This is a genomic window from Bosea sp. 685 (assembly GCF_031884435.1).
GTDB lineage: Bacteria > Pseudomonadota > Alphaproteobacteria > Rhizobiales > Beijerinckiaceae > Allobosea.
Genome location: NZ_CP134779.1, coordinates 4,902,704 through 4,925,144 on the forward strand (window position 1 = coordinate 4,902,704; position 22,441 = coordinate 4,925,144).

Sequence of the window (22,441 nt, forward strand, 5' to 3'; positions counted from 1 at the left end):
CGCGCCATGCCGTGGAAGAATGGCGGCGGCACCACGACCGAAATCGCCGTGCATCCGCAGGGCGCCTCGCTCGATGCCTTCGACTGGCGCATCTCGATGGCGCATGTCGGCGGCGACGGGCCGTTCTCCAGCTTCCCCGGCGTCGACCGGACCCTTGCGGTGCTGCGCGGTGACGGCATCCGCCTCGCCCTCAGTGATGGTGAGACGATCACGCTCGACCGGCAAACGGAGCCGTTCGCCTTCGCGGCGGACCGCTCGGTCGCGGGGCAGCTCGTGGCCGGGCCGATCGACGATCTCAACGTGATGAGCCGGCGTGGCGGCTGGGCTCATGCGATGTGGCGGCTGACGGGGCCGGGACCGCATGCGCTTGATGCCGGTGCGGGCCTGCTCGTCCTCGTCGCCCATGCCGGCGATTGGAAGGTCACAGAGGCGAGCCGGACCGAAGCGCTCGCGCCCGGCGACAGCGCGCTTCTGGAAGGCCCGGCAAAGGTCGAACTCAGCGCAGCCGAAGCCGATGGCGAGCTGTTTGTGATCAGTTTGCTGCCATTGGCCTGACGCCATTGCGTCATGCTCGCCCTTGTGGCGAGCATCCACGTCTTGAACACGATCCTCGACCAGCGAAGAGGTGGATGGTCGGGACAAGCCCATGACTGTCCGGTTCGCCGCGAGCACCCGATCGAAAAGCTCGGTTCATCGCAGGCTTTCCAGCGGGCGGGCACCGATGAGACAGGCGCGGGGAACCCCTCTCCGCATCGAAGTCGGGTTCACCCGACTTCGACACTTAAGTTCTGGACTCGGGCAAGCCCGAGGCCAGTGAGAGGGGCAGGGGTGAGGGCAGGCCAGACAACCAGATCGCGCAAGCGGCTCCGCATCGTCTCCTGCGCTTTCAGGACGAAGCTGGCGCTGCGGCGCGGTCGCGCCTCAATAATCAGCGGCAGGCCCTCATCCCTGCCCTTCTCCCATCCGGGAGAAGGGTTCCCGCGCCCTTCATCCGGCGCTTCGCGTCACCTTTGCCCGCCAGGGGACAGCCGCGAATGATCCGCTCAGGGGCCTAAACCCCAACCGGACAGCAGTGGGACAAGCCCGACCATGACAAGCAGCCACGGCTCTTCGCCGCGCCATAACCGCAGCCACTATTGCGGCTGCTCCATATAACCGCGCGTCATCGGCAGCGTATCGAGGCGCTTGGTGAGCTGGAACTGGAAGACGACGAGGTCGTCATGCCGGAAGCTCGCCTCCGAGGCTGCGAGATAGAACTCCCACATCCGGGCGAAGCGCTCGTCATACATCGCGACCGCCTCGGCGCGGCGGGCCAGGAAACGCTCGCGCCAGGCCTTCAGCGTCTCCGCATAATGCAGCCGGAGCACCTCGACATCGGAGATGATCAGGCCCTCATGCTCGACCGCCGCCGTCACCTCCGACATCGCCGGGATGTAGCCGCCCGGGAAGATGTATTTGGCGATGAAGGGGTTGGTCGCGCCGGGCGGCGAACTGCGGCCGATCGTATGGATCAGCGCGACGCCGTCATCCTTCAACAGCTCCGCGATCTTGCGGAAGAAGGTGCGGTAATAGCCGACGCCGACATGCTCGAACATGCCGACCGAGACGATCCGATCGAAGCGTTCCGGGACGTCGCGGTAGTCCTGCAGGCGGAAATCGACCGGCAGGCCGGCAGTCGTCGCCCGCTCCCTGGCGACAGCGAGCTGCTCCTGCGAGAGCGTCACGCCGGTCACGGCTGCGCCCGTCTCGCGCGCGATCGTCAGGCCGAGCCCGCCCCAGCCCGAACCGATATCGAGCACGTGCTGGCCCGGCCTGATCGCGAGCTTGGCCAGGATGTGCCGCTTCTTGGCGATCTGGGCCTCGGCGAGCGAGGTCTGCGGCGTCGGGAAATAGGCGCAGGAATACTGCATGTCCTCATCGAGGAAGAGCCGGAAGAACGCTGATTTGAGATCATAGTGATGGGCGACATTGCGCCGCGCCCAGCCAAGCGTGTTGTGCTGGTGGAAGCGCCGGACGCTGGTCCTCAGCTTCGCCAGCGCCCTGACCCAGGCCGTCGGGTGGTTGCGGTGAACACCTGCGACCAGCACGTCCAGCAAATCGTAGAGGCTGCCGCGCTCGACCACGACGCGCCCCTCCATCACCGCCTCGCCGAGAGCCAACTCCGGGTCCAGCGCGAGCTGGAGCTCGGTCGGCCGGTCGGCGATACGCATCCTGAATGCGGGCGTACTCCCCTCCCCGACGGATTGCAGCGATCCATCGGCGAACACAACATCGATCCGCGGCTCCTTCACCAGCCGCGACAACATCCTTGCGATAAGCGTGCGCATCGGCCCCACCTCATGGCAGCACCCCTTTGGAAATAAGATGGCAACCGACTAGCGCAATAAAATAGCCCTTTTGGTGCAATTCCGACCATCGCCAGCCGCATGTCGGACAGGCAACCGGGCGCCAGATATGCCGGGAGGTTCTAAGAGCACCTCAACGCTAGTGGACCTCCGCCGCCAGCACAGCCTCGACGCGGATCTCCTCGACCAGCCGCTCCTTCAGCGCCACGAATTCCGGGCTCGTCTTGATGGTGTAGGGACGCGGATGAGGCAGATCGACCGCGATATCGGCCTTGATCCGGCCGGGCCGGGCGCTCATCACCACGACGCGCGAACCGACGAAGATCGCCTCCTCGATATCGTGGGTGACGAAGAGCACGGTCTTCTGCTCGCGCTCCCAGATGCCGAGCAGCATCTCCTGCATCAAGGCGCGGGTCTGGTTGTCGAGCGCCCCAAAAGGCTCGTCGAGCAGCAGGATCTTGGGATCGTTGGCGAGCGCGCGCGCAATCGCGGTGCGCTGCTGCATGCCGCCCGAGAGCTGTTTCGGGAAATGATCGACGAAGGCGGAGAGCCCGACGCGGCCGGCCCAGTCGCGGGCAAGATCGAGCCGCTCGCGCTCGGGCACGCCCTTCTCGCGCAGGCCGAAGGCAATGTTCTCGATCACCGTCAGCCAGGGAAACAGCGTGTAGCTCTGGAAAACGAAGCCGCGATCGGCGCCCGGCCCGGAGACAGGCGCACCGTCGAGCAGGATGCGGCCTTCGCTTGCCGTCTCCAACCCGCCGATGATGCGCAGCAGCGTGGATTTTCCGCAGCCCGACGGACCCAGAATCGTGATGAAGTCGTTATCGGCGACGCTGAGCGTCGTCGGCGTCAGAGCCCGCGTCGGCTGGCCGCCGCGCTGGGCCGGAAAGACCTTGCCGACATTCTCGATGATCAGCTTGCTCATCGAGCCGCCCATGGAAACAGGCGCTGGTTGACCGCCTTGAACAGGAAATCCGAGACCAGGCCGATCAGCCCGATGACGATGATGCCGAAGATGATCTGGCCGGTGTTCAGCAGCGCCTGGCTGTCGGTGATCATGTGGCCGATGCCCGATGACGAGCCGATCAATTCGGCAACGATGACATAGGTCCAGGCCCAGCCGAGCACGAGGCGGAAGATCTCGGCGATCTCGGGGGCGGCATTGGGCAGGAGCACGCGCCTGACCACTGAGCTGTCGCTGGCGCCCAGCGTATAGGCGGCATCGACGAGATCGCGCCGAACGCCGCCAACCGCGACCGCAATCATCAAGATGAGCTGGAAGACCGAGCCGATGAAGATGACGAGCAGCTTCTGCGCCTCGCCGATGCCGGCCCAGAGGATCAGCAGCGGAATGAAGGCCGAGGCCGGCAGATAGCGCGCGAAGGAGACGAAGGGTTCGAGGAACGCCTCGACCGGCTTGTAGGCGCCCATCAGGATACCGAGCGGCAAGGCGACGATGACCGCCAGCACGAAGCCGCCGATGACGCGCCAGATCGTCATGCCGATATCGAAGGCGAAGCCGTACTGGACCAGCAGGCTATAGCCTTCCCGCAGCATGGTGAGTGGGTCGGCCAGGAACAGCCGCTGCACATAGCCGCCGAAGGTCGCGGCGGACCAGGCCAGGACGAACAGTGCGAAGAAGGCGACGCCGTAGCCGACCCTTGCGCCGCCGGAGACCGGCTGAAGCGGTTTCATGCGGCGGCTCCCATGGTGCCAGCGACCGACGCCAGTTCCCGCCAGGGCTCGATCGACCAGAAGCCGGCAGCAGCGCCCGAGGTCGAAGGCAGGACGAAGGCTGCCGTTTTCGCGATTTTCACCGCTTGCAGGCCGTAGGAGATCGCCGGTCCCGGAAGGCCGAGAGCCGTTTGCGCCGCCCGCTTGCCGTTGAAGGCGACGATGGCTGGGGCATGTGCCCTGATCTTGCTCATGAAGCCCTCGACATCGAAATGGGATCGCAGCAAGGCGGCGTCCGGCCCCGACGTCGCCTTGGCGACGTCGGTCAAGCCGATGCCGTATCGCGGCAGATCGCGGAAATCCATCGGGCGGAGCTGCTCGGTGATCAGCCCGACCTCATGCAGGGTTTTCCAGAACTTGTTGCCCGGCCCGGCATAATAGGCCCCGCGACGCGCCGAGACCGCTCCGGCTTGCGTGCCGCAGAACACGATACGCAAGCCGGGGCGCAAGATATCGGGCAGGATCACCCGGTTCAGCCGCCGATGACGTATTTCGTCTCGACCAGTGTGCCGAGATCCGGCTTCGCCTTGATCAGGCCGATCTCGAGCAGGAGATCGGCGGCCTTGGCGGAAAAGGCCTGCCATTCCCCGGAGAAGAACGTCTTGTTCCCCGCGGCATCAGACCAGCGCAGATAGGCGGCCGACTTGCCGAACTGCTCGCCGCTCTGCTTCACATCCGCGCCCATGATGCCATAGGCCTTGTCCTTCTCGGCTTTGATCAGGTCGAGGGCCTCGAAATAGCTCTTGGTCAGCGCCTTGGCCGCATCGTCATTGGCGGCAAGGAAAGCAGGCGTGCAGCCCAGTGTGTCCATCACCATCGGGTAGTCGAGCGTGGTGGCGATGATCTTGCCGGCCTCGGGCTTGTCACGCACGGCGGAGAGATAGGGCTCATAGGTCAGGGCCGCGTCGTTCTGGCCGGCGATGAAGGCCTGCGCCGCCGGGCCGGGCTCCATATTGACCACCGTCACGTCCTTCACGGACATGCCATTCTCCTTGAGCATCCAGGCCAACGCGAAATAGGGCGAGGTGCCGGGCGCTGAGGCTGCGACGGTCTTGCCCTTGAGCTCCTTGATCGAGGCCGTGGCGTTGCGGGTCACCATGCCGTCGGCGCCGTAGCTCTTGTCGAGCTGGAAGATCTGCTTGCTCTTCACGCCCGCGCCATCCCAGACGATCCAGGTCTCGACGGTGGTCGCGGCGCATTGGATGTCACCCGAGGCCATGGCGAGATGGCGGTCCTTCTGGGGGATCTTCTTGATCGTGACGTCGAGGCCGTTCTTGGCGAAGATCCCGGCCTCCTTGGCCAGCACCAGCGGGGCAAAGCCGGTCCAGCCCGAAATGCCGATGGCGACCTTGGTCTGCGCCTGCGCGGCGCCCGCCGCAATGAGGCCCGCAAGACCGACGCCGGCCAATGCCGCGATGCGCTTCAAACCTGTCATGATGTGAGCCTTCCCCTGTTGTCGTCGGATGATCCGGGCGGCAAGACGCCACCGCAACCTGAAGCCGGCCCAGATGCAACCTTCGTTCCAGGGAAGGTTAAATGCATATGCAAATCCGTCAAGCCGTACCCTCAAGCCGCGCCCGCGGCACCCATCACGCGATCTCGACCCCGCCATGAATTTCTCGCGTTTGACAGCACGGCAAACATCTTTTCCCCTGCAGCCTCCTTTCGCGCTCAGCGCGTTCTCCACCAACCCTGTCCGGGATGATCCGAATGAACGGCGCCGACCGCCTCTGCGACACGCTCCTCGTCAACGACGTGGATGTCTGCTTCGCCAATCCCGGCACCTCCGAGATGCATTTCGTCGCAGCGCTCGACCGCAAGCCGCAGATGCGCTGCGTGCTCGGCCTGTTCGAGGGCGTGGTGACGGGCGCCGCCGACGGTTATGCCCGCATGGCCGACAAGCCGGCCGCGACCCTGCTGCATTGCGGGCCCGGCATGGCGAACGCACTCGCCAACATGCACAATGCAAGGCGCGCTTGGACGCCGATGATCAACGTCGTCGGCGACCACGCGACCTATCATCTCCAGCATGACGCGCCGCTGACCAGCGACATCGAGAGCCTGGCCAGGCCGATGTCGCATTTCGTCCGCCGCATCGCCTCGGCCGAGGATGTCGGCCCGGCGATCGAGGAAGCCTATGTCGCCTCGCTGACGCTGCCGGGCGTCACCACCGTCATCCTGCCGGCCGATTGCGCCTGGAACGGCGTCGAGCCGGCCGAGCTGAAGCCGGTGAAGCTGCCTGCGCTGAAGAGCGTCGACGCCGCCGCTCTTCGCGAGGCCGCCGCCGGGCTGCGCAAGCATGGCGCGCGGGCCGCGATCATGCTGACCGGGCTCGCGCTGCGCGAGGCGCCGATGGAGATGGCGGCGCGTGCCTGCGCCGCGACGGGAGCGAAGATCTTTAGCCAGATGTCGAACGGGCGCGTTCAGCGCGGCGCCGGCCGCGTCGCCATGCCCAAGATTCACTACCCCGTCGACAAGGCGCTCGATCAGCTCAAGGACATCGACTATCTCGTGCTGGTCGGCGCACAGATCCCGGTCGGCTTCTTCGCCTATCCCGGCAAGCCCGGCCGGCTGGTCCATGAGGGCTGCGAGATCGTGACGCTGGCCAGGCCTGGCGACGATCTGCCCGGCACGGTCGCCGCCCTCGCTGACGAGCTCGGCGCGACGAAGACGGCGCCCGCCTTCATCGCCCCGCCGCGCCGGGAGCAACCCTCGCTGCCGACCGGCACGCTCGACGCCGACAAGGTCTGCAGCATCGTCTCGACCTTGCTGCCGGAGAACTGCATCGTCTGCGACGAATCCGTCTCGTCTGGCCGGATGTTCTATTTCGACTGCCACAGCGCCCCGCAGCACGACTATATCCAGCTCACCGGCGGGGCGATCGGCGAAGGCATCCCGCTCGCGGTGGGCGCAGCTGTCGCCTGCCCCGACCGCAAGGTCGTCGCCATGCAGGCGGACGGCTCGGGCATGTATACGGTGCAGGGGCTATGGACGCAGGCGCGCGAAAATCTCGATGTCGTCACGGTGATCTTCGCCAACCGGACCTATGCAATCCTGCATGGCGAGATGCGCGCCGTCGGCGTCAATGATTTCGGCCGCAACGCCAAGCTGATGCTGAACCTCGACGAGCCGGCGCTGGACTGGGTCTCAATGGCGCGCGGCATGGGCGTCGAAGCCGCCCGCGCCACGACAGCGGAGGAGTTCACCAAGCTGTTCAAGGGCGCGCTCGGCAGGAAGGGGCCGTTCCTGATCGAGGCGGTGATCTGAGGGTGTCATCCCGTGCGCGCTGCGGCATGTAAATGCCGCTGCGCAGACACGGGGTCGCATGACGGGTAGAGCGCCTTATTCTGACGACGATCCCGCATCTGCGCAGCGGCACTGCGCGCCGCAGCGCGTGCGGGATGACAGGTGCTACTTGAACCCGCCCAAGAACGCATCCAGACACCCACCGATCGCCTCGATCGCGTAGCCGCCCTCCTGCACCACCAGCGTCGGCAGGCCGAACGCCTTCACCTTCGCGCCGATCGTGCCGAAATCCGCTGCGTTGAGCTTGAGCACGCCGATCGGGTCGTCCTTATGCGCGTCGTAACCGAGCGCGATCACCAGCGCCTCAGCCCCGAAAGCCTTGATCGCCGCGCCGGCCTTGTCGACAGCCGCCACCATCGCCTCTCCACCCGCGCCATGGGCCAGCGGCAGGTTGAGGTTGAAGCCCTCGCCCGGGCCGTTGCCGGTCTCGTCGGCATAGCCGGTGAAGAAGGGATAGTAGTTCACCGGATCGGCATGGACCGAGATCGTCAGCACGTCGTCGCGGCGATAGAAGATCTGCTGCGTGCCGTCGCCATGATGGGCGTCGACATCGAGGATCGCGACCTTGCCGAATGTCGAGCGCAGGCGCTGCGCCGCGACAGCGGTGTTGTTGATGTAGCAGAAGCCGGTGGCGCGGTCGGCGCGGGCATGGTGGCCCGAGGGGCGGCACAGCGAATAGACCGCGCGCTCGCCGGACAGGATGGCGTCGGCGCCGGCGACCGCCGTCTCAGCCGAACGCAAGGTCGAGGTCCAGCAATGCTCGCCGACCGGAACCGAGAGATCGCCGAGATACCAGCCGAGCTGGCCCATGATCCCGGTCGGCCGGCATGGCGGCCGGACCGATTCGTCGGTGCGCCCGCTCCAATACGGGAAGGTATTTGGCCAGGCTTCCGGCCCGCGCTCGGGCAATTCCAGCCAGCGTGGCCAGAGCGTTTCGAGGAAGCGCACGAAGCCTTCGCTGTGGACGGCGAGAATCGGGTCGGTGCCGCTGGCGGCCGGCTGCTCCGGCGTGACGCCGTGCTTCTTCAGCGCGCCGAGCAATTGCGCCGTGCGCTCGGGCAGGTCCTTGGGAGCGACGATCTGGCCGAAGCGCATATATTGCTGCGGGTCATGGAGCGACTGGTCGGGGTGATAGAAGGCGCGCATGCGTGAGACGGTCCCTGGAACGAGCGAAGGCGGGTATTTGAGCAGAGGGGACGGATGCTAGCAAAGCCCGCGCCGCGCCGTCAGGCCGCAGCGACGCTGCCCCGCCCTGCATCAGCCGAGGGTTCGGCCGGCATCAGGCTCGGCCGATTGACGAGCCAGGGCACGCGGCTCGCTGCGACAGGCTTCGAATAGCGGTAGCCCTGCACGAAGCCGCAGCCATGGCGTCGCAGGAAAGCCTCCTGCGAAACGGCCTCGACGCCTTCGGCGATCACGTCCAATCCAAGATCGGCCGCCAGCCCGATGACGGCGCGCACGATCGCCGCATCCTCGCCGTCCTCGCCGATATGCCGGACGAAGCTGCGGTCGATCTTGATGACATCGACCGGGAAGCGCTTGAGATGGGTCAAAGAGGCGTAGCCGGTGCCGAAATCATCGAGCGCGACGCGCACCCCATTCGCACGCAGGCTGCGCAGCGCCCGCTCGGCCTCGTCGCCATTGCGCGTCAGCAAGACCGTCTCGGTGACCTCGACGCCGAAATGCTCGGGTGCGATGCCCGCTTGCGCCAGCTGCGCCAAAAGCTTTGCCGGTAATTGCGGATCGCGGAAGGTGCTAGGCGCGAGGTTGATCCAGATGCGCGGCACCGCCACGCCCGCCTCCAACCAGCCTCGCAGATCGGAGATGGCCGCGTTCAGGATCGCCTCGCCAATCAGCTTGCTCGTCTCGGGATCGTCCAGGCCGAGCCGGAAGGCGCTCGCCGGGACGATGCCCCGAGCCGGATGCTTCCAGCGCGCCAGCACCTCGAAGCCCTCGACAGCGCCCGTCACCAGATCGACCTGCGGCTGGTAGAAGGGCAGGATGCGGCCCTGCGAGACGGCTTCGGTCAATTCGGCGCAGATTGCGACGCGTGCATTCATCGCCTCGCGCATCGAGGCGTCATAGATGACCGCCATGTTCCGGCCGAGCGCCTTGGCGCGGTAGAGGGCGAGATCGGCATCCTTCAGCAATTCGCCGCCATCCGCATGATGCAACGGCGCCAGCGCGAAGCCGAGGCTAGCCCGCGTCGAGACCATCCGCCCGCCATGTTCAAAGGGCGCGCGCAAGGCATCCAGCAGGCCGTTGGCCCTGATCTGGGCCGCCTCAGGCCCCGGCAGGCTCCTGGAGAGCACAACGAACTCGTCGCCGCCGAGACGCGCCACGAGATCGGCAGGGCCGACCTCGCGGACCAACCGCCTCGCCGCCTCGACGAGCAGCGCGTCGCCGGCATCATGGCCGAGCGTGTCGTTGACCGATTTGAAGTCGTCGAGATCGACCAGCAGCAGGCTGATCGTCTCGCCCTCCGACCGCCTGGCGAGCGCCTGCTGCAGGCGCTCCTGGAAGAGGAGCCGGTTGGGCAGGCCGGTCAGGGCGTCATGCGTCGCCTGCCAGCGCGTGCGCGCCTCGGCGGCCTTGCGCTCGGTGATGTCGACGATGCCGGCGACGACGGCGCGATTCTGACCCATCGGCAGCGAGGCTGCGGTGATGACGGCGTCGCGGATCGCGCCGCGGCCGTCCCGGATCGTCGCGTCGAAGGCGTTGACCCTGTCCTCATGCTCAAGCTCGCTCATGAAGACGCGTCGATCGTCGCGATCGACATACTCGGCCATGGTGCGGCCCGCGAGATCCGTCGCCCCCGGCTCGCCGAGATAGCGCAGCGCCGCATCATTGGTGCGCAGGAAGCGACCATCCTCCAGCGAGGCCACGACGAGCGGGATCGGCACCGCCATGAACATGCGCTCGACCAAGGCGCGGCTCTCGCCCAGCGCCTCCTTGGCCGCGCGCTCCGACTGGGTCGCGGTCCATTCGAGCCGGCGCAGACGGTTGGCATGGACCACCACGAGGCCCAGCGCGAAATTGAGCATGACGAGCAGGAGCACGAGGCCCAGCGTCGTCGCCGGATAGGGACCGGGGCCGAGATAGCCAAGCAACATGAGGATGCTGCAGCCGATCCCAAGCACGACGGTGGTGCGGAAGGAGGTCGGCGCGACCAGGTAGAAGATCGACGGCAGCAACAGCACGACGAAGAGGGCAAGCTCGCTGCGCGAGCTCACTATCAAGGCGACGGCGACCGCACAGGACACCTCCCACAGGATCGTCACCCTCTCGGCCTGCCGGAAGCTCACCGCCCGACGGATCAGGCCAGCGCAAACCAGCGAGGCCGCGACCACGGCCAGCCGCGCCGGAACCGCGATGAAGAACTGCGACGTGCCGTGGAAGCGCCAGTCGCTGACGAGGAAGAGCGTATTCAGCACCACCGAGAGCAGGAAGATCAGGCGGCACTGCCGCAACGTCTCCGGCAAGCGGCCGGCCTGGAATGCCGCTTCCTGCGCGGCGTCGCGGAACTCGCCGCCGAATCGAAGGCCTGAATCACTCATGCCGCATCGTCAGCCGGCGATCGTCAAGACAGGGTTAAAGCAAAGCTCTACCTACACGGAATGCGTGCACATTAGGTAAGAGCAAGAAGAGCCCCTGCTCGCACCGATGGCCTCACGAAGCATCGCGCGCGTTGCGGCGTCGCCGTCACGGCGTCGCTTTCGGCGCAATCAGCTCCGTGAATTCGGCGGTGAGTTCGGCAACGTCGTAGCGGCCGGGGCGATACCAGTCGGTCGAGCCGTTCAGCGCGCCGAGCAAGAAATTCCGCAGCACCTCGGGCGTGCGCTCGGCCGGCAGCACATCCGCCGCCTGCATCTCGGCGACAAAGTCGCGCCAGACCTCCTCATAGGCGCGGCGCACCCGGCGCACACTGTCGGGTGCGGGCGACGCGCCGAAGGTGAAGGTCTTGATGCTGGCCGAAGTGTAGTCGCCATGGCCGTGGAGCGCGGTGAGATGCGCGCCGATCGCAGCCTCGAGCCGCTCGCGCGGCGAGGCCTTGGCATGCTCGGCCAAGGCCGCGACGACCGCCTCATGGACGAAGCGGACGCCGTCATTGACCACCGCCTCGACGATCTCCTCCTTCGAGGCGAAATGGTAGTAGAGGCTCGCCTTGCGGATGCCGACGGCCTCGGCGATCTCGCGCAACGTCGTCTGGTGGTAGCCGCCCGAGCGCAGCAGGCGCGCGGCGGTGTCCAGGATGAGCCGGCGCGAGCCGCCTTCGACGGGCTCTCTAACTCCTCGTTCGACCGCGGCGCTCATTCAGCGCTCCTGTCATTCCGGGGCGGCCCGCAGGGCCGAACCCGGAACCCACGACTGGGTGAACCGCGAGGAACGGCTCCGGTCGGGTGGATTTCGAACGGCCGCAGGGTTACGCCCAGTCGTGGGTTCCGGGTTCTTCGCTTGCGCGAAGCCCCGGAAAGACAAAGGGTGCTCACAGCCGCTTCGCGACCTCTTCCAGCATCACCTCGGTGGCGCCGCCGCCGATCGACTGGACGCGGGCGTCGCGGGTCATGCGCTCGATCGTGCTCTCGCGCATGAAGCCCATGCCGCCATGGAACTGCAGGCAGGCATACATCACCTCGTTGACCAATTCGCCGCAATAGGCCTTGACCATCGAGACCTCCCTGGTCGCCTCAAACCCCTGCGCGTCGAGCCAGGCCGCGTGATAGACGAGCTGGCGGCCGGCCTCGACCTTGCCGGCCAGCGTCGCCAGCTTCTGGCGGATCGCCTGCTTGTCCCAGAGCGGCGCACCGAAGGCCTTGCGGGTCTTGACGTAGTCGAGGGTGAGATCGAGCGCCGCCTGAGCCTCTCCGATCGCCATGGCGCCGATCACCGTGCGCTCGTTCTGGAAGTTGCTCATGATCGCGTAGAAACCGCGTCCCTCCTGGCCGAGCAGGTTCTCGGCTGGAATGCGGCAGTCCTCGAAGACCAGCTCGGCGGTGTCGGAGGAGCGCCAACCATGCTTGTCCAGCGCGCGCGAGACGCGGAAGCCCGGCGTGCCCTTCTCGACCAAAAAGATCGAAACCGATTGCGACGGCTTGGCCGAGAGGTCGGTCTTGGCGGCGACGCAGTAGAGATCGGCATGGACGCCGTTGGTGATGAACATCTTTGCGCCGTTGAGCACGTAATGGTCGCCCTCGCGACGAGCCGTGGTGCGGATGCCCTTCACGTCGGAGCCGGCATCGGGCTCGGTGACAGCGACCGCGACGATCTTCTCGCCGGCGATGATGTCGGGCATGAACCTGTCGCGCTGGGCCTGGCTGCCGGCATTGAAGATATGGACCGAGGCCATGTCGGTGTGGACCAGCGCCGTGATGGCTACGCCGGAGAAGGTCGAGCGGCCAAGCTCCTCGGCCAGCACCACGGTCGCCAGCGTGTCCATCTCCGAGCCGCCATATTCGCCGGGATAGCGGATGCCGAAGAAGCCGAGCGCGCCCATGCGCTTCAGCACCTCTCGTGGCACGAAGCCGGCTTCCTCCCAGGCCAGCCCATGCGGCTTGATCTCGGTCTCGACGAAGCGGCGGACCTGGTCGCGCAGCGCCTCATGCTCCTCGGTGAAATAGGGCGAGCGGCGCGGGGCTTCACTGCCCGCCTTGATCGTCTCGGCTGCCGTCATGGTCTGTTCTCCCGCGCTTGACCTGTGCGCTTCAATCCGCCTACCTAACGGACGGTAGGTGAATGAGATGGCGAGATCAAGCCATTCCCACCACCAGCCCTCATCCTGAGGAGCCGCGGCACGCGGCGTCTCGAAGGATGTTCCAGGAGGCTCTGATGCGCGCTGGAGCATCCTTCGAGACGCAGCCTTCGGCTGCTCCTCAGGATGAGGGCTGAGGGAGGCAATCGCCAGCAATGGCAGGGGGAAACATGACCGAGACCAGCAAGGCGAGCGGCACGCCCCCTCCCCCGCTCGCCGCGATGCTCGCCACGCTGCGCGAGCGCCATGCACTGGTCGCCGCAGGCGGCGGCGACAGGATGCGCGCCCGCCACGAGCAACGCGGAAAAATCATGGTGCGCGAGCGCATCGATCTCCTGCTCGATCCGCAGACGCCCTTCCTCGAACTCTCGCCGCTCGCCGCCTGGGGGCTCTATGGCAACGAGGTGCCGGGCGCCGGCATCGTCACCGGCATCGGCATGGTGCAGGGCCGCGCCTGCATGCTGATCGCCAATGACGCGACGGTGAAGGGCGGCTCCTTCTTCGCCGAAACCGTGCGCAAGCATTTGCGGGCGCAGGAGATCGCAGGGGAGCATCGCCTGCCCTGCCTCTACCTCGTCGATTGCGGCGGCGCCTATCTTCCCGAGCAGGATCGCGTCTTCCCCGATCGCGATCATTTCGGCGGCTCTTTCTACAATCAGTGCCGGATGTCAGCGGCGGGCATCCCGCAGATCTCGCTGGTCTTCGGCGGCGCCACGGCGGGCGGGGCCTATATCCCGGCGCTGTCGGACGAAGTCATCATGGTCAAGGGCACCGGCCGCATCCATCTCGGCGGCCCGCCGATCGTGAAGGCGGCAATCCACGAGATCGTCGATGGCGAGACGCTAGGCGGGGCCGAGATGCACACGCAGGTCTCGGGCGTCGCCGACCATCTCGTGCTGACGGAAATGGAAGGGTTGGCCAAGCTGCGCGAGATCGTCGGCTCGCTCGGTGATGCAGGCAGGCTGGGCGAGCCGCCGTATGAGCCCGCCCCGCCGAAGCTCGACCCGGCGGATCTCGTCGACCTCGTCCCGACCGACCTGCGACGCCCTTACGACGTGCGCGAGGTCATTGCCCGCATCATCGACGACAGCGCCTTCAACGCGTTCAAGCCCGATTATGGCGCGACGCTGGTGACGGGCTTCGCCCGCATCCATGGCCATCCCGTCGGCATCATCGCCAATAACGGCGTGCTGTTTTCCGAAAGCGCAGTGAAGGGCGCGCATTTCATCGAGCTCTGCGACCAGCGCCAGATTCCGCTGCTCTTCCTGCAAAACATCACCGGCTTCATGGTCGGCACCGAGGCCGAGCGCGGCGGCATCGCCAAGCATTCGGCCAAGCTGGTCTATGCCGTCTCGAATGCGCGCGTGCCGAAATACACCGTACTGATCGGCGGCTCCTATGGCGCGGGCAATTACGGCATGTGCGGACGCGGTTTCCGCCCGCGCTTCCTGTTCTCCTGGCCCAATGCCCGTATCGCCACGATGAGCCCGGAGGTCGCGGCCAATGTCGTGACGGAGCTGCGCCGGCAGTCGCTCAAGGGCGCCACTGATGAGGCCGCCATCGCCGCGCTCGACGCCAGGACCCGCGCCCAGTTCGAGGAGCAGAGCGACCCCTATTACGCCACCGCCCGGCTCTGGGACGACGGCATCATCGAGCCGGCGCAGACGCGCGACGTGCTCGGCCTGTGCCTCTCGCTCGCAGCGGGCGAGCCGCGCGATACCTCGCCCCGCCCCGTCTACAGGATGTGATGGTGATGCTCAGGAACCTCCGCTGTCATTCCGGGGCATCGCCCTCGGGTCCGACCTTCGGTCGGCCCAAGGATAAACTCCGCGATGAACCCGGAACCCATGACCGGGTGCGCCGGTCGTATGGCCATCGGCCAAGCCTCGCCCAGTCGTGGGTTCCGGGTTCGGCCCTGACGGGCCGCCCCGGAATGACAGGGGCGCGCTGATGTTCGACACCATCCTGATCGCCAATCGCGGCGAGATCGCCTGCCGCATCATCAAGACCTGCCGCAGACTCGGCATCCGCACCGTCGCAGTGCATTCGCAGGCCGACCGCGAGGCGCTGCATGTGCGCCTCGCGGACCTGGCCGTGGATATCGGCCCCGCACCTGCCCGCGAAAGCTATCTGCGCGCTGACAAGATCATCGCGGCGGCGCTCGCCACCGGCGCGCAGGCGATCCATCCCGGCTATGGCTTCCTGTCCGAGCGGCTCGACCTGATTGCCGCCTGCGAGGCCAACGGCATCGTCTTCATCGGGCCCTCCGCTACAGCGATCGACGCGATGGGCGACAAGATCCGCTCCAAGCAGATCGCGCGCGAGGCCGGGGTGCCGGGCGTGCCCGGCTATGACGGCGCCGACCAGTCGCCGGAGGTCTTGCGCAGCGAGGCGCTGCGCATCGGCCTGCCGGTGATGGTCAAGGCCTCGGCCGGCGGCGGTGGTAAGGGCATCCGCAAGGTCGAGCGCGAGGACGAGCTCGACGGCGCCATCATCGCGGCCGCGCGCGAGGCGCAAGCCGCCTTCGGCGACGGCCGTCTCCTGATCGAGAAATTCGTCACCCGGCCGCGCCATGTCGAGGTGCAGATCGCCGGCGACAGGCATGGAACCATCGTCCACCTCTTCGAGCGCGACTGCTCGGTGCAGCGCGCCAACCAGAAGCTCCTGGAGGAAGCGCCTGCGCCCAATCTGCGGCCGGAGACGCGCGCGGCCCTGCACGAGCATGCGCTCAGGCTCTCGCGCGCGATCGCCTACGACAATCTCGGCACGGTCGAGTTCCTGGTCGATGCGGCGACGCAGGCCGTGTTCTTCCTCGAAATGAACACCCGCCTCCAGGTCGAGCATCCCGTCACCGAGGCGATCACCGGGCTCGACCTGGTGGAATGGCAGATCCGGATCGCAGCCGGCGAGACGCTGCCCTTGGCTCAAGCGGACATCACCTGCACCGGCCATGCGATCGAGGCGCGCTTGACGGCCGAACGCGCCGATGAAGGCTTCCGGCCCGATACGGGCGTGATCCGGCTCTGGCGCGAGCCGGACAGCCTGCGTATCGACAGCGGCGTCACGGCGGGCAGCGAGGTCTCGACGCATTACGATTCCCTGCTCGCCAAGCTGATCGCGCATGCGCCCGATCGCCTGGCCGCTATTCGCAAGCTCGCTGACGGCCTCGACCGCATGAGCGTGCTCGGCCCCGGCACGATCCGGCCCTTCCTCGCGGATGCCTTGCGCCAGCCCGCCTTCGTCACGGGCGAGGCGACGACCCTGTTCATCACTGAGACCTGGCCCGGCGGCTGGACGCCCCGGCCGGTCGACGAGGCCGTGCGCAACGCCGTCGCCGCGGCGATCTGGCTCACCGCCAACAGGCCGGCCCAAGGCGGCGGTCCCTGGAATACGCTCGCCGGCTTCAGGCTGCTCGCGCCGGCGGGACGCCCCGCCACGGCGCATCTGTCAGTCCAGCTGGGAGGGCATGCGGCGCGGCTTTCCGTCGAAACGCAAGGCGGCTTCCTGGAAACGCATGACGGCTTCCTGCGCGTGACCAGCCCCGGCAGCCTGCATGACGTTGCCGTCAGCAACGCCGGGTCGGATCGCTGGCGCGTCACGGTCAATGGCGTGGACGCGGCTGTGGACGCCATCTGCGACGTGGAAGGGCTGTTCCTCCGCCATGGCGGCTTCGAGGGCCGGGTCGGGATCGCGCTTACCGTGGTCGCCGTAGCGGCTGAGCGCGGTGCGAGCGGCGAGACCGGCGACACGCTGCGCGCCAGCATGCCGGGCACCGTCGTCTCGCTTCATGTGGCGGAGGGCGACAGCGTCGAGGCCGGGCAAATCGTCGCCGTGCTGGAATCGATGAAGCTGTTCATGGAGCTGAAGAGCCCGGCTTCAGGCAGGGTCAAGCGATTAGGCACGCGGGCCGGCGCCACCGTCGCGGCCGGCGACATGCTGATCGCGGTGGAGAGCGCCTGATCGGCGCGGCGGCTCGAGCAATTTCCGATCCGACTGGATCGTTCACTTGCTCTAGATCTTTGTTTTGACGCGTTGTCTTCACGCGAACCGGTATCCACTTCGCCCGAAAACGCTCTGGAACGGCACCGCCCATAAAAAAGAGGGGCCGGTATGTACCGGCCCCCTCCCGCCCGACCCGGCCGAAGCCGAGGCCGGAGCCGTTCAAGATCGATTGGCTGGATCAGTTGCAGCCGCAGCCATGGCCACGTCCGAGGCCCAGACCGCCAAGCAGGCCGCCGACGACCGCCTTGACCGGGGCGATGACGTTCACCTTGTTGCCGTTGCCGACATTGTTGGCGATGTTGTTGCCGCTGAGGACGCTGACATTGTTGAGCACGTTCACCTTGGAGATGCTGGCCGTCACCGGGGCGATGATGCCGCCGATCAACGAACCGCCGATGAGCGAGCCACCCTTGCCGCCGCCAGCCATGGCAGGAGACACGGCGAAAGCTGCAACCGTAGCGAGAACATAAGCGTATTTCATGGTACTCTCCCTGGGTCCGCCTCGGGGTTCGAAGCGATGACAAACGTATAGGTTGCAACAACCATGAGATGCAATCTTAGACGTATGTTAACCATACTTGATAATCTTAACCCAGCTGTCGGCGGATATATGTTCTGCGACATCCAAATCTATTCAATTCTTCTTTTGATATAACTCCAGCAGACAAACGTAATACCTTAAGTCGTTTAGAGATTTTTAAGTACGATCGACTGATTATCAGCGCCTCGACGGCGCGAGCAGCGATGAAACCGAGCCTGTTCACTCTCTATTTCCTGCCGCTTCTCCTGGCGGGAACCGCCCATGCAGCGGAAAAGGATGTACAGGCGCCCGAGACTTCGGTCGCCGTCATCGGCCTGCGCGGCGGTTACGACAGCAATCCTTTGACGCTGAAAGGCGAGAAGGGCAGCCCCACCGCCACGGTCTTTGCAACCTGGGATTATCTCCACGGCACATTGCAGGACGGCTATGGCGTCAACCTCACCTTGGCCGAGACCCAATATGACCCGCGCGTGCTGTCCGCGGCGCGCTTCCACACGCTGACCTTGAAGCATGCGGTCCCGATCGGCGATGCGACGGTGGTCCAAACCTCGCTGCTGGCCTCGAACGAACAGAGCTGGTCGCGCCGCAGGAGCAGCCTGGGCCTGCGCGGGCGCATCGACCACGCCATCGGCGCCTTGCGCCTGTTCGCGAGCGCGGAGGGTCGGCTCACGGCACTGAACGAGCGCAATGTCTTCAATCTCGGCGACTTCCTGCCGCAAGACGAGAATTTCGGCACGGTCTCGCTGACTTCAGGCGCCGCCTGGCGCATCGGGGACAGCGAGGTCGGGGCCTCCTTCACCGGATCGCGGACGCATTTCCTCGACGGGGTCGATTATCTCGGGCTCCGGCGCGACCATAACCGCGTGCAGCCGAACCTGTTCATCTCGACCAAGCTCGGCGAAGCGACGCTCGAAGGCTCGCTCTCGCCGTTCCGCGCCATCTTTCCCGAGAAGGAGTTCGAGACCGTCAGCGAACTGCTCTACACGGCCAAGGCGCGCATTCCCTATGGCGCCCTGGCCTTCGAATTCGCCTCGAGCCGGACGGTCGAGGACACCACGTTGCCCTTCTCGGCCATCGACCTCGTGACGGCCCATGAGATCAAGCTCACCGCCAAGATCGACGAGGCCAACGCCATCGCATTGAGCGCACGCCGCAAGACCGACAATTATCTCGGCCTCGACGCGCTCTCGGACCAGAAGAGCATCGGCATCGACTATCAGCGCGCACTTGGCAACGGCCTGACCGCAACCGCCTCCGCCTCGCTGCGCAAGACCAAGGAAACCGGCCTTGAGCCGGTCACCTCCTTCAGCCTGATGCTCGGGCTGCAAAAGCAGATCGATTTCAGCAAGCCCGGAAAGCCGGAGAAGGCGGGCGGGTGACGGGCTCGGTGCGCAGTCCCAATCGGCTGCCGTCGCACACTGCGAGGCCGCGCTCCTCCATGCACAACACATCCCGCAGGAGACGCGTGCATCGAGCTCGACCGCGGATCCGCGCACAACCATAAGATGTGGCGAAAATGTGACGGACAGAAAGCTCCAAAATCTGTAGGACGCCGGCCTGCATAGCGATAAGGGCCGGATCTTGTTGAGCTTAAGCCGTCTGCATAGGCCTCGATACGCAATTTTTGCGATCAGCGGAATCGTTGCCACAGCCGCAGCAGTTGGATGGTCGATTGGAGCTTACACGACCAAGGACGACTTCAATGCGAGGGCTTATTCACGCCAACGTGCCCCTGTCATCGACGCGCAGATGCGGGAAACCGACCCTGGCTTCATCCTCTTCGCAGGGGATAGCCATATTGATATGTTCGACCAGCCCAGCGAGATCTGTGGTCGCGATACCGCCAATGCCGGCCTGAGCGGCGTCACCACCGACGTTTACGCGACTGCCCTCAAGACGCTGCACTACCCTCACAAGGCCAGCCTTGCGGTCCTGACAATCGGGACGAACGATCTTGCGCGGAAGAAACACCCCGATCCGGAAGCCTTCCAGGCAAGCGTGACGAGCATTGTTCAGACGCTCAAGGAACACGCCTCCTTCATCGTCATGACGGCCATTCCTCCGATCGGCACAGAATTGGCGGGTTCCTTCAATATCGGCTCGATTGAAAAGTACTCGACGATCTTATCCGACATCTGCACCAACACGGGCGCCTGCAGCTATCAAGATCCGTATCAGGATATGCGCGTGACCGGAGAATTCGGCCTCGCCAAGCCCAACACCTTGGCTGACGGCGTTCACGCGAAATCGTATCGTGACATTTACGAGCGCGTTCCGCTGTGCCGCATTCTAGCGGAAGCTCGATAACAACCGCGCTTTGCGGCCCGCCCCGTCTGGGCCTCGGCGTTCGATCGGGCAAGCTTCTTCGATCGGGCAAGCTTCAGTGAACGTTTCGCTCTCGTTCTGGCACGACGCCCTGTCCCGCCCTTTTGTATCAAGGAAGCGGTTTCGACCAATATTGTCGTGGAGAATCAGCAACCTTAAAAGGTTGGATGGTGCCGCTTGAGGGATTCGAACCCCCGACCCCCTCATTACGAATGAGGTGCTCTACCAGCTGAGCTAAAGCGGCGACACGCGAGGCGTCTACCAGCCCTGCCGATTCTTGGCAAGGCGAAGGGGGCAATGATCGCCGCCCGGTTCAGGATTTTCGCAGTTTTTCCGTCTCGGGCTTTTCCTGGCCGAGCGCGACGATGCCGCGGCGGATGGCGCGGGTGCGGGTGAAGTGCTTGTGCAGCGTCTCACCGTCGCCGAAGCGGATGGCCCGGGTCAGCACCGAAAGGTCCTCGCTGAAGCGGCCGAGCATCTCCAGCACCGCCTCCTTGTTGTGCAGGAAGACGTCGCGCCACATCGTCGGGTCGGATGCTGCAATGCGGGTGAAATCGCGGAAGCCGCCGGCGGAGAATTTGATCACCTCCGACTGCGTCACCGCCGCCAGATCCTCGGCCGTGCCGACGATGTTGTAGGCGATCAGATGCGGCAGATGGCTGGTGATCGCGAGCACGAGGTCGTGGTGCTGCGCGGTCATGATCTCGACCAGCGCGCCCATGCCCTCCCAGAACTGGCGGGTCCGGGCAATCGCCGTCTCATCCGCGCCCTCCGGCGGGGTCAGGATGCACCAGCGGTTGAGGAACAGGCTCGGGAAGCCGGCGTCAGGGCCGGAATTCTCGGTGCCGGCGACGGGATGGGCCGGGACGAAATGCACGCCCTCGGGCAGATGCGGCATGACCGCCTCGACCACGGCGTTCTTGACCGAGCCGACATCGGAGAGGATCGCGCCGGGCTTCAGCGCAAGCGCGATCTCGCCCGCGACAGCACCGCAGGCGCCGACCGGCACGCAGAGGATGATGTGGTCGGCATCGCGGACGGCCTCGAGTGCCGTCTCCGCGATCTCATGGCCGAGGCCAAGCTCGCGCGCCCGGGTGCGGACGGCCTCGTTGCGATCGGAGAGCACGATCGCGCCGGCGAGGTTGAGCTCCTTGGCCGCATGCGCGATCGAGGAGCCGATCAGGCCGATGCCGATGATGGCGAGGCGGCCAAAGATCGGCTCGCTGCGACGCGGCGCGAAACTCTCGGACGCGGTCGTCATGCCTTGCCTGCGAGAAAATCGGTGAGCGCCGCCACGACGAGGCGGTTGGCTTCCTCCGAGCCGATCGTCATGCGCAGCGCATCGGGCAGGCCGTAAGCCGCGACCGCGCGCAGGATCAGCCCGCGCTGGGTCAGGAAGGCGTCGGCCTCCTTGGCCGTTTTGCCGGGCTTGGCCGGAAAATGGATCAGGATGAAATTGCCGACGGAGGGCGTGACCGAGAGCCCGAGCTTCTCCAGCTCGGCTGTCGTCCAGGCGAGCCATTTGTCGTTGTGCTCGATGGCCGAGGCGACATGGGCCTCGTCTGCGATCGCGGCAGCGCCGGCCTCGATCGCCGCGCCGTTGACGTTGAATGGGCCACGGATGCGCTCGAGCGCATCGACGACATGGGCCGGCCCATAGAGCCAGCCGAGCCTGAGATTGGCGAGGCCGTAGATCTTGGAGAAGGTGCGCGTCATCACGACGTTCTCGCTCTCGGCGACCAGTTCGAGCCCCGAGGCATAGTCGTTGCGGCGGACATATTCGGCATAGGCCGCGTCGAGCACCAGCAGCACATTGCCGGGCAGGCCGGCATGCAGGCGCTTGACCTCGTCGAAGGGCAGATAGGTGCCGGTCGGGTTGTTGGGGTTGGCGAGGAAAACGATCTTCGTCCGCGGCGTCACCGCCGCCAGGATGGCGTCGACATCGGCGGTGAAGTTTGTCTCCTTGACGACAACGGGCTTGCCGCCGGCGGCCAGGATCGCGATGCGATAGACCAGAAAGCCGTGCTCTGTGAAGACGCCCTCATCGCCATCGCCGAGATAGGCCTTGGTGACGAGCTGGAGCAATTCGTCGGAGCCGGTGCCGCAGAGGATGCGGTTGGCATCGAGCCCGTAGCGGCCCGCGATCGCCTCGCGCAGCTTGGTCGAGGAGCCGTCGGGATAGAGCTCGAGCTTGCCGCTGAGCGAGCCATAGGCCGCGACCGCCTTGGGGCTTGGGCCCAGCGGGGTCTCGTTGGAGGAGAGCTTGTGCAGCTTCACGCCGGCAGGGGCTGCGGACTTGCCCGGCACATAGGCCTGGATGTCGAGGATGCCGGGACGAGGCACGGGGCGGGAGGCGACGGTCATGGTGTTACTCTCTCGGTTCTAACAACCGCACCGTCATCCTGGGCGACCGAAGGTCGACCCGGGATCCATCGGAGG

General features: G+C 65.9%; 18 protein-coding genes and 1 tRNA gene. 6 read left to right on the plus strand and 13 right to left on the minus strand.

What is annotated here, in order from left to right; genetic code table 11:
- Nucleotides 1–6: 6 nt before the first annotated feature.
- Nucleotides 7–555 (plus strand): HutD/Ves family protein, encoded by a 549-nt coding sequence (locus tag RMR04_RS24135; protein WP_311911018.1) that lies wholly within the window; start codon nt 7–9, stop codon nt 553–555.
- A 578-nt stretch (nt 556–1,133) separates the two neighbouring features.
- Here the strand turns inward: RMR04_RS24135 and RMR04_RS24140 are convergent.
- The 5 genes from RMR04_RS24140 to RMR04_RS24160 all read right to left on the minus strand — a co-directional run bounded on the left by RMR04_RS24140 (nt 1,134) and on the right by RMR04_RS24160 (nt 5,514).
- Nucleotides 1,134–2,327 carry a class I SAM-dependent methyltransferase gene (locus tag RMR04_RS24140; RefSeq protein ID WP_311911019.1) on the minus strand — a complete coding sequence of 398 codons (1,194 nt, stop codon included), beginning with the start codon at nt 2,325–2,327 and terminating at the stop codon, nt 1,134–1,136.
- A gap of 157 nt (nt 2,328–2,484) precedes the next feature.
- Nucleotides 2,485–3,270: an ABC transporter ATP-binding protein gene (locus RMR04_RS24145; protein ID WP_311911020.1), complete on the minus strand. Its 786-nt coding sequence runs from the start codon at nt 3,268–3,270 to the stop codon at nt 2,485–2,487.
- On the minus strand, nt 3,267–4,040 hold the full coding sequence (locus tag RMR04_RS24150; protein ID WP_311911021.1) for an ABC transporter permease: 774 nt from the start codon (nt 4,038–4,040) through the stop codon (nt 3,267–3,269). Before RMR04_RS24150 ends, RMR04_RS24145 begins: the two co-directional genes overlap by 4 nt.
- Nucleotides 4,037–4,546 (minus strand): mismatch-specific DNA-glycosylase, encoded by a 510-nt coding sequence (locus RMR04_RS24155; protein ID WP_311911022.1) that lies wholly within the window; start codon nt 4,544–4,546, stop codon nt 4,037–4,039. Before RMR04_RS24155 ends, RMR04_RS24150 begins: the two co-directional genes overlap by 4 nt.
- A 5-nt stretch (nt 4,547–4,551) precedes the next feature.
- Nucleotides 4,552–5,514, minus strand: coding sequence for an ABC transporter substrate-binding protein (locus RMR04_RS24160; protein ID WP_311911023.1), 963 nt, complete (start codon nt 5,512–5,514; stop codon nt 4,552–4,554).
- Nucleotides 5,515–5,789: 275 nt separating this feature from the next.
- Between RMR04_RS24160 and RMR04_RS24165 the strand changes: the two genes are divergently transcribed.
- Nucleotides 5,790–7,346: an acetolactate synthase large subunit gene (locus RMR04_RS24165; protein ID WP_311911024.1), complete on the plus strand. Its 1,557-nt coding sequence runs from the start codon at nt 5,790–5,792 to the stop codon at nt 7,344–7,346.
- Nucleotides 7,347–7,490: 144 nt separating this feature from the next.
- On the opposite strand, the gene RMR04_RS24170 is transcribed toward RMR04_RS24165, so the two are convergent.
- From RMR04_RS24170 to RMR04_RS24185, 4 genes are all read right to left on the minus strand, one after another.
- Nucleotides 7,491–8,531: a histone deacetylase family protein gene (locus RMR04_RS24170; RefSeq protein ID WP_311911025.1), complete on the minus strand. Its 1,041-nt coding sequence runs from the start codon at nt 8,529–8,531 to the stop codon at nt 7,491–7,493.
- A gap of 80 nt (nt 8,532–8,611) precedes the next feature.
- Entirely contained in the window at nt 8,612–10,942 is a 2,331-nt protein-coding gene (locus tag RMR04_RS24175) for a putative bifunctional diguanylate cyclase/phosphodiesterase (protein ID WP_311911026.1), read from the minus strand.
- 145 nt (nt 10,943–11,087) lie between these two features.
- Nucleotides 11,088–11,699: a TetR/AcrR family transcriptional regulator gene (locus RMR04_RS24180; protein ID WP_311911027.1), complete on the minus strand. Its 612-nt coding sequence runs from the start codon at nt 11,697–11,699 to the stop codon at nt 11,088–11,090.
- A gap of 172 nt (nt 11,700–11,871) precedes the next feature.
- A complete protein-coding gene (locus tag RMR04_RS24185; protein WP_311911028.1) occupies nt 11,872–13,056 on the minus strand; it encodes an acyl-CoA dehydrogenase family protein in 1,185 nt (394 codons plus the stop codon).
- Nucleotides 13,057–13,304: 248 nt separating this feature from the next.
- Here RMR04_RS24185 and RMR04_RS24190 point away from each other — a divergent pair, with 248 nt between their 5' ends.
- Together RMR04_RS24190 and RMR04_RS24195 are read left to right on the plus strand one after the other, a co-directional pair.
- Nucleotides 13,305–14,882, plus strand: coding sequence for an acyl-CoA carboxylase subunit beta (locus RMR04_RS24190; protein WP_311911029.1), 1,578 nt, complete (start codon nt 13,305–13,307; stop codon nt 14,880–14,882).
- Nucleotides 14,883–15,084: 202 nt separating this feature from the next.
- Entirely contained in the window at nt 15,085–17,094 is a 2,010-nt protein-coding gene (locus RMR04_RS24195; RefSeq protein WP_311911030.1) for an ATP-binding protein, read from the plus strand.
- 220 nt (nt 17,095–17,314) lie between these two features.
- Here RMR04_RS24195 and RMR04_RS24200 read toward each other — a convergent pair whose 3' ends face one another.
- On the minus strand, nt 17,315–17,617 hold the full coding sequence (locus RMR04_RS24200) for a hypothetical protein (protein ID WP_311911031.1): 303 nt from the start codon (nt 17,615–17,617) through the stop codon (nt 17,315–17,317).
- 263 nt (nt 17,618–17,880) lie between these two features.
- Between RMR04_RS24200 and RMR04_RS24205 the strand changes: the two genes are divergently transcribed.
- Together RMR04_RS24205 and RMR04_RS24210 are read left to right on the plus strand one after the other, a co-directional pair.
- Nucleotides 17,881–19,056 (plus strand): hypothetical protein, encoded by a 1,176-nt coding sequence (locus RMR04_RS24205; RefSeq protein ID WP_311911032.1) that lies wholly within the window; start codon nt 17,881–17,883, stop codon nt 19,054–19,056.
- Nucleotides 19,057–19,426: 370 nt separating this feature from the next.
- The gene (locus RMR04_RS24210; protein ID WP_311911033.1) at nt 19,427–19,984 is read left to right on the plus strand and encodes an SGNH/GDSL hydrolase family protein; all 558 of its coding nucleotides are present in this window, start codon (nt 19,427–19,429) and stop codon (nt 19,982–19,984) included.
- A 186-nt stretch (nt 19,985–20,170) separates the two neighbouring features.
- Here RMR04_RS24210 and RMR04_RS24215 read toward each other — a convergent pair.
- From RMR04_RS24215 to hisC, 3 genes are all read right to left on the minus strand, one after another.
- Nucleotides 20,171–20,246, minus strand: a tRNA-Thr gene (locus RMR04_RS24215).
- 69 nt (nt 20,247–20,315) lie between these two features.
- On the minus strand, nt 20,316–21,263 hold the full coding sequence (locus RMR04_RS24220; protein ID WP_311911034.1) for a prephenate/arogenate dehydrogenase family protein: 948 nt from the start codon (nt 21,261–21,263) through the stop codon (nt 20,316–20,318).
- Nucleotides 21,260–22,366: a histidinol-phosphate transaminase gene (gene hisC / locus RMR04_RS24225; protein WP_311911035.1), complete on the minus strand. Its 1,107-nt coding sequence runs from the start codon at nt 22,364–22,366 to the stop codon at nt 21,260–21,262. Before hisC ends, RMR04_RS24220 begins: the two co-directional genes overlap by 4 nt.
- Between the last annotated feature and the right edge of the window lie 75 nt (nt 22,367–22,441).